Here is a 12,242-nt window from a genome sequence, read left to right on the forward strand (position 1 = left end):
AGACCAGCCGCCACACGGATTGCAACAATTAAGTTGCAGGGGGTAGCTAATGCGCATGTCTTGTAAGAACAAGATGCCGCTGGCCTCCCTGCAGGGAGATATCACGTGAAAACGACAACTGCTCTTGCCACCGCCCTTGCGGCCTTCACCGCCTTGCCTGCTTTTGCTGCCGATTGCCCGATCAAGGTGGGTGTGCTGCATTCGCTTTCCGGTACGATGGCGATTTCCGAAACCACATTGAAAGACACGATGCTGACGCTGATCGACCAGCAAAACGCCAAAGGCGGCGTCCTGGGCTGTGAGTTGGAAGCCGTGGTGGTTGATCCGGCCTCTGACTGGCCGCTGTTTGCTGAAAAAGCGCGCGAATTGCTGACTGTGCAAGAGGTCGATGTGATCTTTGGCAACTGGACGTCTGTATCGCGCAAATCCGTATTGCCTGTGATCGAAGAGTTGAACGGTTTGTTGTTCTACCCAGTGCAATACGAGGGCGAAGAAAGCTCTAAAAACGTGTTCTACACCGGTGCCGCCCCCAACCAGCAGGCGATCCCTGCGACGGATTACTTCCTTGACGAGCTGGGCATCGAAAAATTTGCGCTGCTGGGCACGGATTATGTCTATCCGCGTACCACAAACAACATTCTCGAAGCCTATCTGAAATCCAAAGACATCGCCGACGATGATATCTTTGTGAACTACACGCCGTTCGGCCATTCCGACTGGTCCAAGATTGTCGCCGATGTGGTGGCATTGGGTGCAGACGGCAAAAAGGTCGGCGTGATCTCGACCATCAACGGCGATGCGAACATCGGGTTCTACAAAGAACTGTCCGCGGCAGGTATTTCGGCGGATGATATCCCGGTTGTGGCGTTTTCTGTCGGTGAGGAAGAACTGTCCGGTCTGGATACAAGCAACCTTGTCGGGCACCTTGCCGCGTGGAACTATTTCCAGTCAGCCGATACGCCAGCCAACACCGAATGGATCGCCGCGTGGAAAGAGCGCATGGGTGAAGAACGCGTAACGAACGACCCGATGGAAGCGCATTACATCGGCTTTAACATGTGGGTGAACGCAGTCGAAGCGGCGGGCAGCGCCGAAGTCGACGCGGTACGTACGGCGATGTACGGGCAGGAATTCCCGAACCTGACCGGCGGTACAGCCGTCATGTTGCCCAACCACCACCTGTCCAAGCCTGTGCTGATCGGTGAAATCACCGAAGACGGCCAGTTCGACATCATCAGCCAGACCGCCGAGGTGCCTGGTGACGCATGGACCGATTTCCTGCCGGAATCCGCCAAGCTGACGTCGGATTGGAAGGATCTCGATTGCGGCATGTACAACACAGAAACCAAAACCTGTGTTCAGACCTTGTCCAACTACTAACCCATCCGCGAGGGCAGGTTTCGACCTGCCCTCCACCCCTGATTTCCCGGAATTTTTGACATGAAAACCTTGCTGCTGGCGGTGTGCTTTGCCTTGTCGCTTTCCCATTGGGTTGTTGCACAGACCCCAAGCGTTCAGGATGTCCTGCAAAGCCAGCGGGCGCTTATTGAAAAAAGTTCCCGTCGCACCATCGGCCCCGCGATTGACGTGCTGGTGGCCAGCGGTTTACCGCAGATGCAGAACGTGCTTGAGGTTTGGCAAGCCAAAGAGATGTGGCAGCGCCGCGCGGATGGCTTGTTTTTCGCTGCGACCAAAAATGCCGACGGCAGCTATACGTTGCTCGATTTCCAAGAGGGCGCAGAGGTAGGCACCGCTGCTTCTAGCGATCTTAAACAGCTCAAACCCAACAGCGGTGTGCGCGCGATGATTGCGACCGCACTGGTGCAATTCCAGCTTTCCGATCCCGACAAGACCAAGCGCGCAGGGGCGCTGGATTCGATTGCGAGGGATCCCGAGGCATCTTTGCTTGCGCCGCTGCGCGCATCGATCGACGGGGAGACGGATGCAGATATCCTAGCCCGTAAGATCCGGCTCGAACGGTTGATGAGCATGGCCTATGACAGCGATGTGCCGACACGTGTTGGCGCGATTAATGATATGTCGGGTGATTTAAGCGTCGATTTCCGTGCAACACTGAACCCCATCCTCAGCACCGAGCGGGTGGTGATGCCAGCGGGCGAAATGCCGGATGGAAATGTTGCGCAAGAGCTGACCCCCGGCAGCGCGAAATTGACCCGCGCGGCGGCCTATGAGTTGTTGGTCGCAGCAGGGGACGCACCTGCGAAAGTTTCCCAAGACGCTCGTGATGCCGCACTGGAAGCCAATGTGGAAGGGGGCCGCGTGGCGGGCGTGCCGGTGGCACAATTGTCGAGTGAAACAGCGCGGGATGAAACCTATGACCGGCTGGTGACGCAAGGCTTGGCAACGCCGCGGGTGAGCGTCGATGATGTGGATGCGCGCCTTGAAGCCTACCGTTTCTACGATGTCTATGCGGAGCCTTCTGCCGATGTCACGCAGGCGGCGGAGGCCGCATTGGCCGCGTCACAAACCCGTGTTGCGGTCAGTCAGGCGGCGGATCTTGGGCTCGACGCCTTGTCGCTTGCGTCGATCTATTTCCTTGCGGCAATTGGCCTTGCCATCACTTTTGGCGTAATGGGCGTGATCAACATGGCGCATGGCGAATTTATCATGATGGGTGCCTATACGGGCTATGTCGTGCAGCAGTTTGTCCCCAATCACACCGCGTCGATCCTGATCGCGGTGCCGCTGGCCTTTGCCGTGACCTTTGCCGCCGGCGTTGCGTTGGAACGGCTTGTCGTGCGCTGGCTTTATCACCGCCCGCTTGAAACACTGCTGGCAACCTTCGGTGTGTCGATTGCCCTGCAACAACTGGCCAAGAACATTTTTGGCACGCAGGCGCGCCCGTTGACTGCGCCGGCATGGCTGGACGGGGCGTGGGTCATCAATGATGTGGTTTCGATCAGCTTTATTCGCATTGCCATCTTTATCCTTGCCTTGCTGTTTCTGGGCCTGTTCCTGTTCATCATGAAACGTACGCGGTTGGGTCTGGAGACCCGCGCGGTCACGCAGAACCCTGCGATGGCGGCCAGTATGGGCATCAACCCCGATCGTGTGAACATGCTGACCTTCGGGCTTGGCTCAGGCATCGCGGGCATCGCAGGTGTCGCCATCGGGCTGTTCGCCAAGGTGACGTCCGAAATGGGCAGCGATTACATCGTGCAAAGCTTTATGACCGTGGTTGTCGGTGGCGTTGGCAACATCTGGGGCACGCTGGCAGGGGCGGCGATGATCGGCGGTTTCCAGAAAGGTGTCGAATTCCTGAACCCGTCCAACACTTTGGCGGCGCAGACCTATATGATCATCTTTATCATCATCTTTATTCAATTCCGGCCAAGGGGCATCATCGCCCTCAAAGGCCGCGCGGCGGGGGATTGAGACCATGAACCGTTCATTTATTGCACGCAATCCATCGGTCCTGATCTTCCTGTCGATCCTCGCCCTGTTTACGCTGGTGGTCACGGTCTTGTCGGAAGGTTTTGGCGTCGGCCTGATTTCAACCAGCTTTGTCAAAGTTTTGGGCAAGACGCTGTGCCTGTGCCTGATCGCCATCGCGATGGATCTGATCTGGGGGTACACGGGAATCCTGTCGCTGGGCCACTTCGCATTTTTCGGGCTGGGGGGATATATGATCGGCATGTGGCTGATGTATGAACGCACCCGCCAGATTGTCGTCAACTCCCTGTCCGAAGGGGTGCTGCCGCCAACCCCCGAAGAAATTAGCGCCGGTATCGGCAACCAGATTTTCGGCGTTGTGGGCAGCAGTGATTTTCCGCTGATCTGGGCCTTTGCGGACAGTCTGGTTCTGCAACTGGCCTTTGTGGTCCTGATCCCCGGCATCCTTGCGCTGGTCTTTGGCTGGCTGGCCTTTCGCAGCCGCGTGACCGGTGTTTACCTGTCGATCCTGACCCAGGCCATGACGCTGGGCCTGTCGCTGTACCTGTTCCAGAATGCCAGCGGGTTGCGTGGCAATAACGGGCTGTCAGGGTTGCAGAACCTGCCGGGCGTCACGGCCCCGCAATCGGTTGTGTCGCTGTGGTTCTTTTGGGCCTCGGCATTGGCGCTGGCGCTTGGGTATCTGCTGGTTGCTTGGGTCGTTTCCGGCAAATTCGGTTCGGTCATTCGCGGCATCCGTGACAACGAAGCGCGGGTGCGGTTTCTGGGCTATTCTGTAGAAACCTACAAACTGGCGGTTTTTACGCTGACGGCCTGCATTTCCGGCATCGCGGGCGCGCTGTATTACCCGCAGGCCGGCATCATCAACCCTGCCGAAGTGGCACCGATTGCGTCGATCTATCTGGCGGTCTGGGTGGCGATTGGCGGGCGCGGCAGACTATACGGCGCGGTGATCGGCACGGCCTTTGTCAGCCTTGTGTCCAGCTGGTTCACCGGTGGTCAGGCCCCCGATGTGCCGGTTGGGTTTTACACCGTGAAATGGGTCGATTGGTGGCTGGTTTTGCTGGGGCTCAGCTTTGTGATGGTCACGCTTTATGCGCCAAACGGCATCGGCGGTCTGGTTGATTTGTTGAAACGCAAGCGCATGGAGGCAGATCAATGAACACGCTACTCGAGGTTTCGGGCGTCACGGTCAGCTTTGACGGGTTTCGCGCCATCAACAATCTGTCGTTCCAGATCGCGCAGGCGGAATTGCGGGCGGTGATCGGGCCGAATGGCGCCGGCAAGACGACGTTTATGGACATCGTGACGGGCAAGACACGGCCGGATACGGGCCACATTCTGTGGGGGGACAAAAGCCTGTCGTTGATCGGCATGTCAGAGGCTAAGATTGCCCAGGCCGGCATCGGGCGTAAATTCCAGAAACCGACGGTTTTCGAGGAACAAACCGTGCAGGAGAACCTGATGATGGCCCTGCGCAAGGACCGCGCGCCGCTTGCGGTGCTGTTCTTTAACCCGTCAAAATCCGATTTCGCCCGTGTCGAAGAACTGGCTGAACAGATTAGCCTTAGTGATGCGCTGTTGCGGGTGTCCGGCGAGTTAAGCCACGGCCAAAAGCAATGGCTGGAGATCGGCATGTTGCTGGCGCAAGAACCGCAATTGCTGCTGGTTGACGAACCTGCGGCGGGCATGACGCCTGCGGAGCGGGAAAAAACCACGGCGATCCTTGTCGAAGCGGCCAAGACCCGCGCGGTGGTGGTGGTGGAGCACGATATGGAGTTTGTGCGCCGTCTGAATTGTAAGGTCACGGTGCTGCACGAGGGGGCAGTTCTGGCCGAAGGCAGTCTGGATCATGTGACCAAAAACCAAGACGTCATCGACGTCTATCTGGGGCGTTAAGATATGTTGGATGTTCAAGACCTGACCCTGCATTACGGCAACTCACAAATCCTTTATGACATCTCGATGCAGGCCAAACTGGGCGAGGTGACATGTGTGATGGGCACCAATGGCGTTGGCAAAACCAGCCTGCTGCGGGCGATTTCCGGCACCCATGCGCGCTCGGGCGGCGCGATAAAATTTGATGGCAAGGATGTGGAACGTGCGGGCGCGCATAAGATGGCGCAGCTTGGCGTGGCCTATGTGCCCCAAGGGCGCGATATCTTCCCGTTGCTTACGGTGCGCGAAAATCTGCAAACCGGTTTTTCCTGTCTGCCCAAATCCGAGCATTTCATCCCTGACGATATATTCGAACTCTTTCCGGTGCTGCACGAGATGGCCCACCGGCGCGGCGGGGATCTTTCCGGCGGACAACAACAACAGCTGGCGATTGCGCGCGCGCTGATCACCAAGCCGAAGCTTCTGTTGTTAGATGAACCGACGGAGGGCATCCAGCCCAATATCATCCAACATATCGGCAAGGTCATCAGCCTGCTGCGCGATCGTGGCGATATGGCGATTGTGCTGGTTGAACAGTACTTTGATTTCGCCTTTGAACTGGCGGATCAGATCGTGGTTTTGCGCCGTGGCAAGGTGATCGAGAATGCGCGCAAGGGCGATGTCACCCGCGAGGGCGTCCTGTCCATCGTGTCGGTCTGACGGGGTAGAGAGAGCAGGGCGCTTTATGCCCTTGCACTACAAATCTGTCTGCATTGTCGATGCAGGCTTGCCACCAATCTCATAGAAACGAGAAACCGCGCAGCACCTTTTCACGGATGCTGCGCGGTTGAGTTTGTTCAGGGTCTCACCAAGGCCGTGCGATGGCCCTGCGCTGACCCGCTAGCCATAGAAATACTGCGGCAGGAACAAAGCGATGGCAGGGAACAGGATGATCAGAATAACACCGATCAACGTCACCACCACATAAGGGAAAACTGACGCATAGATGTCGCCCATGGTGACATCAGGTGGTGCCACCCCTTTGAGGTAGAACAGGTTGAACCCGAACGGCGGTGTCATATAGCCGACCTCCATCATGATGATGAACAGGATGCCGAACCAGATCGGATCAAACCCTGCATCGCGCACCACCGGCAAGAAGACCGGCAAGGTGATCAGCATGATGCCAACCGGATCAAGCACCATCCCCAGAAAGAACAGCACCATCAACATAAAGAACAGCGCGCCCCAGCGTCCGCCGGGAATGACCGTCATTACGTTGGAGATCAGGCTTTGCGCCCCGAGCGCTGTGTAAGCGGTTGAAAACGCGTGCGCAGCGAACAGGATCCACATGACAAGCGCCGTCAGTTTCAACGTGTCGATGGCGGCGCTGTGGATGACTGTGCGGCTAAGCTGACCGTTGATACCGGTTGCCACCATGGCACCGAACACGCCGATGGCGGCGGCCTCGGTCGGGGTGGCAAAGCCGCCAAAGATCGCGCCCAGCACGATGGTTACGATCATGATCGGCAGGATTACTGCCTTGAGCGAGCGAAATTTATCCCCCCAGCTGGCGCGTTCTTCAATTGGCAGGGCAGGGCCCAGTTCGGGTTGCAACCAGCAGCGCCCGCCGATGTAGATCGACACCAGCACAAACAGGGTCAGACCCGGACCAACACCCGCCGCAAACAGACGGCCAACGGATACTTCGGTCAGCAGCGCATAAAGCACCATTAAAATGGACGGCGGGATCAGGATGCCCCAGCCACCACCGGCATTGATCGCGCCAAGCGCCAGCTTTTTGTCATAGCCACGTTCCAGCATCTTTGGCAGGGCGATGGTGCCCATCGTGACCACAGCGGCACCGGAAATCCCCGACATCGCTGCAAAGATCACGCAGATCAGCACCGTGCCAATGGCAAGCCCGCCGCGCAAGCCGCCCCACCACTGGTGCATCATGTCGTAAAGGTCGTTCGCAACCCCCGATTTCTCCAGCAGGATCGCCATATACACAAACAAGGGGATCGCCATAAGCGTGGGCGATTGCATCGTTTCCCACATTTTCGAGGCCAGCAGATAGAACCCGATGGGGCCCATTTCGAAGTACAAGAACACGACCGAAACGCCACCCAATACAAAGGCGAGCGGCGTGCCCAGCATCAGGAAAACCAGAAGGCTGCCGAAAAACAGAACCGTTAAAATTTCGACACTCATCGGGGCATCTCCTCTGCGTCATCTTCATTGGGGGAAAGGGCACTGGGTTTGCCGAATACGTCATCGGGCACCGGCAATCCGCGCAACACGCGAATGTCGGCCCAAAGCCGCACAAAACCCTGCAACAAAAGCAAAATCGCGGCGACGGGGATCAACAGTTTGGTCGGCCAAAGAGGCGCTTTCCACACGGAGTTGGAGCGCTCGAAATCGGCAATGGCATCGGACGCGATATCCCAGCCCTGCCACAGCAGAACGCCCACGAACAACAAGAACAGCGGCCATGTCACCACATCCAGCAGAGACCGCTGTTTGCGGCGCATCCGGCCATAAAAGATGTCAACGTTCACATGGCCCCGCTCGGCCAGCAGATAGCCGCCCCCGATGACGGCATAGCCGCCAAAGATCAGGGTCGCCAGTTCAGCGGTCCAGATCGTCGGCGTGCCCACCAGATAGCGCATCACCACATCGGCCAGCAAAAGAGCAAAGATCACCAGAACAGCGAGAGACACCCACCGGCCGATAAAACGATTAATGCGTGTGATCACGCGGGCCAACTGCCACATGTCGCAGAACTCCTTTCACGAATGAAAATTCGGGTCACGAATAAAAAGACGGGCGACCGGGTACCGGCCGCCCGTCATTAAAGGCGGGGATCAAGCGTACCCCATATCCTTCATCAACGTGCGGTAAACATCCGCGGCTTTCGCAGCGTGCTCGCCTTTCTGCCCCTCGGTCTCGAGGATTTTTGCAGATGCAGCGGCCAGCATTTCCAGCACGTCGTCAGGCAATTGCATGACTTCGATGCCATCTTTGGCCACACCTTCGGTGATCGCGATCGCTTCTTTGTGCTGATACTCTGCCGAACGCAGGAAGAAACGTGTCGTGATGATTTCTTCCAGTGCGCCGCGCAGATCATCGGGCAGTGCTTCGACAGCGTCGATGTTCATGATGAAGGCATCGGTGGTCTGGGCCAGCACGGGCTTGTAGTGATATTTGCACACTTCCCACAGCGACATGGATTGCGCGCCGATGGCTGCACCCCAATGTGCACCGTCCACCACGCCAGAGCTCAGCGACTGATACAATTCCGAACCCGGAATATACTGTGGGGCGGCACCGGCAGCGGCCAGATAGTCAAGCATCGCACCCGATGAGCGGATTTTCAGCCCTTGGAAATCAGCCGCAGATTCGATCTTTTTCGATACGGTCATTTCGGTGGGAAGAACCTTTTCGCACATCAGATGCACGCCGTCTTCGTTCAACTCTTTGTTCACCAGATCCTCGACACCGAGGTTCTTCATCGCGTGTTCCATTTCCCAAGCCTGACGCAGCGTGCCGGGGATGCCGTAGACAAATGTCGCGGCCTGCGCGTTATCGCTGATGTAGGACGGGCTGATCGTACCCATCGGTACAACGCCCTTGCGCACGATGTTATAAATGTCAGGGCCCTTGGCGAATTCGCCCGCGCCCAGAAGTTCCAGTTTAAACGCGCCTTCGGTTTTTTCCTCCAGCAGGGTTGCGATCACCTGAAGGCTGTCGGTGAAAGAGCTGGACGCTTTTGGCCAGTGGGCCTGAACGCGCCAGGTGACTTCGCCCGCTGCCAGAGCCTTGCCAACAAGCGCAGGTGACGCGACCGCAGCGACAGCGGCACCGCGCAGTACGGAGCGACGGTTAATGTGCGAATTACTCATGTATTCCTCCCATTTGAAAATCATGCGGCGCAGCAGTTTCGTGATGCGCCAACGGCTCGCAGGTTCCCCTCCCGAAACCGTTTCTCGTGCCACCACACTGCCGTGACTTCACAGGGAGCTCAACAAAATATATCGTCCAAACAGGTCAGTAGTTTCGCATAGCGGAACAATGGTCCACAAAAATTGCATTACGTTGCTTCAGGCCGGATTTAGCGGGCTGCAACGTCGCCGCCACGCGCAGCAGCGGCGCTTCGCGCGCGCGTCAATTTACGGCGGTTCGAGACGAATCCTCGGATCAGACCGGACAGGCACGATACTGCTAAGAGGCGAGGCGCTGAACGTCTTACCGGACAAAAGCAACCGCGGCCGCCAGATCCAGTCGCAGCAGGTTTTGCGCAGTTGAGCGGGCCTCGGGATCTGTTTGGCGCAGCACATAAGACGGATGCAGGGTAATCAATACAGGCGGGCCGGCAGGGCTGGTCTCGACTGTGCCGCGCCGCGCCATGATTGCGGTGCCTTTACCTGTCAAAACGTGCGCAGCGGTGGCACCCATCGCAAGGATCAGTTTGGGTTTCACCTGCGCAAGCTCGGCATCTAGCCACCATTTACATTGTTCGATCTCCGAAATATCGGGCCGTTGGTGAATGCGGCGTTTGCCCTTCGGGCGGAACTTGAAATGCTTCACGGCGTTGGTGACATATGCGCTTTGACGGTCCAGCGCTGCATCGATTGCCAGCTTGTCAAATAACTGCCCTGCCGGTCCGACAAAAGGTCGCCCTTGCAGGTCTTCGTGATCCCCCGGTTGTTCGCCCACGATCATCAAGTCAGCGTTCAGCGGCCCCTCGCCAAGAACCGCCTGCGTCGCATTGCAGTGCAGCGGGCATCGGGTACAGGCGGTGATCGCGGCGGGCAGCGCAGCCTCCGACCCCTCCCATGCAGAGGCGTGACCGGCCAGTTGGGCCTGCGCTTTCGCCATATGGCGTGGCGGCAATGACGGCGCAGCAAGTGCCATTGCCCGCGCGCGGGCAGGGGCGTTGGCAATCAAGTCGGGGATCGCTGCGGCCTCCGGCATGTTTTTCCAATATTTTTTGGGCATCTCCGATTGCATGGCCTGCACCTTTAGACGCGCAGGGTTAAAGATGTTGCGAAAATAGGTGACCCATAATTCTTCGCTGGCATCCGCGGGCAGGTCGGGTTTGGCTTGCCCGCCTTCGATCGCAAGCTGGCCGTCTTTGAACATGGCGCTGGTTTTGGGTGTTAGGATGCGCCAATCCATATCGGCAAAACGGCGCACAAAGAAATCGGCGGTGGGTTCCACCGTGTTATGTGTAGGTTCAAACCAAGCGGCGAACGACCGCCGGTTCGCGCCAGCCGCCGTGATTTCGCGAAAACGGACAAAGGCTTTCATCTTGTGCTGACAGCGGCGCACGTTCTTTTCCATTTGCCGCAACCGCGTCAGATCGCCATCACCGCGATCCTCCATCAGATGGGGGGCATCGCGCAACCGCCACAAGAAAGCGTAGAGGCGGGCAAAACGTTCAGGGTCGCTGTGCCAGACCACCGTGTTTGCCATCGCGATAAAACTGCGCGGAACGGTAATTGTCCCTTTTTGCGAGGCCGCATCATCGGTTGCGAACAGATCCGCTTCGCGGGTTGTATCGCCCCAGATGATCCGGCTGGGCGGAACGCCAGATGCCAGAAACCCGCGTGCCTTGTCGCGCCAGTGCATTGCGGCATTGATATCGGGCACCACGACATGGTGCATCAGAACAGGGCAAGCTGTTGGGGCGGGGGCGTGAAACGGGCGCGCAGGTCCGCGCTGTCGGTGAGGACCCCCGGTGACCATCCGCCCGCCACGATAAAGGCGCGCGCCTTTTTCATGGACCCGCCCATCCGCGCAAGATCTTCGTAGCGCAATGCGCGGTGACGACGCGTCGATAGAATACGGTTCACGGTTTTCACCCCGAAACCGGGCACGCGCAACAACAGTTCTTTGCTGGCGCGGTTAACATCAAGCGGGAACAGGCCGCGGTTCGCAAGCGCCCATGCCAGCTTGGGATCAACTTCAAGGTCAAGGTTCCCGTCAGTGGTGACGGATGTGATTTCATCAAGCTGAAAGTCATAAAACCGCAATAACCAGTCCGCTTGATACAAACGGTGTTCGCGTTCCAGCGGCGGGCGGATTAGGGGCAGTTTGGAGGAACTGTCGGGGATCGGCGAGAAGGCCGAATAATACACCCGCTTGAGTTTATAGCTGGAATAAAGCCGCGTCGATTGCCCCAACACCGCAGCATCGTTCGACCCGTCCGCCCCGATGATCATCTGCGTGGACTGGCCGGCGGGGGCAAACCGTGGGGGCCGTTTGCCGCTGAATGATGTGTCCTTCGCCGCCTCCTTGCGCAGCCGCACGTCCGCCATTGCCCGACGGATCTGTTCCGGCTTCTTTTCAGGGGCATATTGCTGGACAGCGGCATCTGTGGGCAGTTCCACATTGATCGACAACCGGTCCGCCAACAGTCCTGCCTGTTCGATCAGTTCAGGGGCGGCATCGGGGATGGTTTTAAGGTGGATATAGCCGCGAAAATGTTCCTGTTCGCGCAGCTTTCTGGCGATCTGGACCATATCCGACATGGTGTCATCGGGCGAACGGATCACGCCGGACGACAGGAACAGCCCCTCAATGTAGTTGCGCCGGTAGAATTCGATGGTCAGCTTGACCACCTCGTCCACACTGAACCGTGCACGGCTGACATTCGAAGACACCCGATTGATGCAATAGCTGCAATCGTAAATGCAGAAATTGGTCATCAGGATTTTCAGCAGGCTGATGCACCGCCCGTCGGGGGCATAGGCGTGGCATATCCCCGATCCGTCGTTGGACCCCAACCCTTTGCCATCACGTGAGTCCCGTTTGCTGGACCCCGAAGAGGCGCAGGAAGCGTCATATTTTGCAGCGTCACTGAGAATCGCAAGTTTTTGATTTAAAGTTTTCTGAACCATACGTTCACTATATGTTCTCACCCAGAAACTTCCAAGGACTAGCCG

10 protein-coding genes are annotated in these 12,242 nt (G+C 57.8%); 5 read left to right on the forward strand and 5 right to left on the reverse strand.

The annotated features are described in order from the left end of the window. Window positions 1-105: 105 nt before the first annotated feature. From urtA to urtE, 5 genes are read left to right on the forward strand one after another with little or no spacing between them, the layout of a single operon-like run. Window positions 106-1,380, forward strand: coding sequence for an urea ABC transporter substrate-binding protein (gene urtA / locus Z947_RS0111030; protein WP_025044366.1), 1,275 nt, complete (start codon window positions 106-108; stop codon window positions 1,378-1,380). A gap of 60 nt (window positions 1,381-1,440) precedes the next feature. Beyond that, window positions 1,441-3,396, forward strand: coding sequence for an urea ABC transporter permease subunit UrtB (gene urtB / locus Z947_RS0111035; protein ID WP_025044367.1), 1,956 nt, complete (start codon window positions 1,441-1,443; stop codon window positions 3,394-3,396). A gap of 4 nt (window positions 3,397-3,400) precedes the next feature. Then, window positions 3,401-4,576, forward strand: a complete 1,176-nt coding sequence (gene urtC, locus Z947_RS0111040) for an urea ABC transporter permease subunit UrtC (RefSeq protein WP_025044368.1) — start codon at window positions 3,401-3,403, stop codon at window positions 4,574-4,576. After that, the gene (urtD, locus tag Z947_RS0111045) at window positions 4,573-5,313 is read left to right on the forward strand and encodes an urea ABC transporter ATP-binding protein UrtD (RefSeq protein ID WP_025044369.1); all 741 of its coding nucleotides are present in this window, start codon (window positions 4,573-4,575) and stop codon (window positions 5,311-5,313) included. The genes urtC and urtD overlap by 4 nt, the downstream gene beginning before the upstream one ends. Window positions 5,314-5,316: 3 nt before the next feature. Beyond that, entirely contained in the window at window positions 5,317-6,012 is a 696-nt protein-coding gene (urtE, locus tag Z947_RS0111050; RefSeq protein ID WP_025044370.1) for an urea ABC transporter ATP-binding subunit UrtE, read from the forward strand. Window positions 6,013-6,192: 180 nt separating this feature from the next. On the opposite strand, the gene Z947_RS0111055 is transcribed toward urtE, so the two are convergent. The 5 genes from Z947_RS0111055 to Z947_RS0111075 form a co-directional block, all read right to left on the reverse strand. After that, window positions 6,193-7,506: a TRAP transporter large permease gene (locus Z947_RS0111055; RefSeq protein WP_025044371.1), complete on the reverse strand. Its 1,314-nt coding sequence runs from the start codon at window positions 7,504-7,506 to the stop codon at window positions 6,193-6,195. Continuing rightward, window positions 7,503-8,069, reverse strand: coding sequence for a TRAP transporter small permease subunit (locus Z947_RS0111060; protein WP_025044372.1), 567 nt, complete (start codon window positions 8,067-8,069; stop codon window positions 7,503-7,505). Before Z947_RS0111060 ends, Z947_RS0111055 begins: the two co-directional genes overlap by 4 nt. Window positions 8,070-8,159: 90 nt before the next feature. After that, window positions 8,160-9,197, reverse strand: a complete 1,038-nt coding sequence (gene dctP, locus Z947_RS0111065) for a TRAP transporter substrate-binding protein DctP (protein WP_025044373.1) — start codon at window positions 9,195-9,197, stop codon at window positions 8,160-8,162. 343 nt (window positions 9,198-9,540) lie between these two features. Then, the gene (locus tag Z947_RS0111070) at window positions 9,541-10,962 is read right to left on the reverse strand and encodes a UdgX family uracil-DNA binding protein (RefSeq protein ID WP_025044374.1); all 1,422 of its coding nucleotides are present in this window, start codon (window positions 10,960-10,962) and stop codon (window positions 9,541-9,543) included. Then, window positions 10,962-12,197: a putative DNA modification/repair radical SAM protein gene (locus Z947_RS0111075; protein WP_025044375.1), complete on the reverse strand. Its 1,236-nt coding sequence runs from the start codon at window positions 12,195-12,197 to the stop codon at window positions 10,962-10,964. The genes Z947_RS0111070 and Z947_RS0111075 overlap by 1 nt, the downstream gene beginning before the upstream one ends. Between the last annotated feature and the right edge of the window lie 45 nt (window positions 12,198-12,242).

Source organism: Sulfitobacter geojensis (assembly GCF_000622325.1).
Taxonomy (GTDB): Bacteria; Pseudomonadota; Alphaproteobacteria; order Rhodobacterales; family Rhodobacteraceae; genus Sulfitobacter; species Sulfitobacter geojensis.

Bases quoted from the DNA above. Each gene is read 5' to 3' on its own strand.
- urtB (WP_025044367.1), top strand. From the start codon at position 1,441: ATGAAAACCTTGCTGCTGGCGGTGTGCTTTGCCTTGTCGCTTTCCCAT.
- urtC (WP_025044368.1), top strand. From the start codon at position 3,401: ATGAACCGTTCATTTATTGCACGCAATCCATCGGTCCTGATCTTCCTG.
- urtD (WP_025044369.1), top strand. From the start codon at position 4,573: ATGAACACGCTACTCGAGGTTTCGGGCGTCACGGTCAGCTTTGACGGG.
- urtE (WP_025044370.1), top strand. From the start codon at position 5,317: ATGTTGGATGTTCAAGACCTGACCCTGCATTACGGCAACTCACAAATC.
- Z947_RS0111055 (WP_025044371.1), bottom strand. From the start codon at position 7,506: ATGAGTGTCGAAATTTTAACGGTTCTGTTTTTCGGCAGCCTTCTGGTT.
- Z947_RS0111060 (WP_025044372.1), bottom strand. From the start codon at position 8,069: ATGTGGCAGTTGGCCCGCGTGATCACACGCATTAATCGTTTTATCGGC.
- dctP (WP_025044373.1), bottom strand. From the start codon at position 9,197: ATGAGTAATTCGCACATTAACCGTCGCTCCGTACTGCGCGGTGCCGCT.
- Z947_RS0111070 (WP_025044374.1), bottom strand. From the start codon at position 10,962: ATGCACCATGTCGTGGTGCCCGATATCAATGCCGCAATGCACTGGCGC.
- Z947_RS0111075 (WP_025044375.1), bottom strand. From the start codon at position 12,197: ATGGTTCAGAAAACTTTAAATCAAAAACTTGCGATTCTCAGTGACGCT.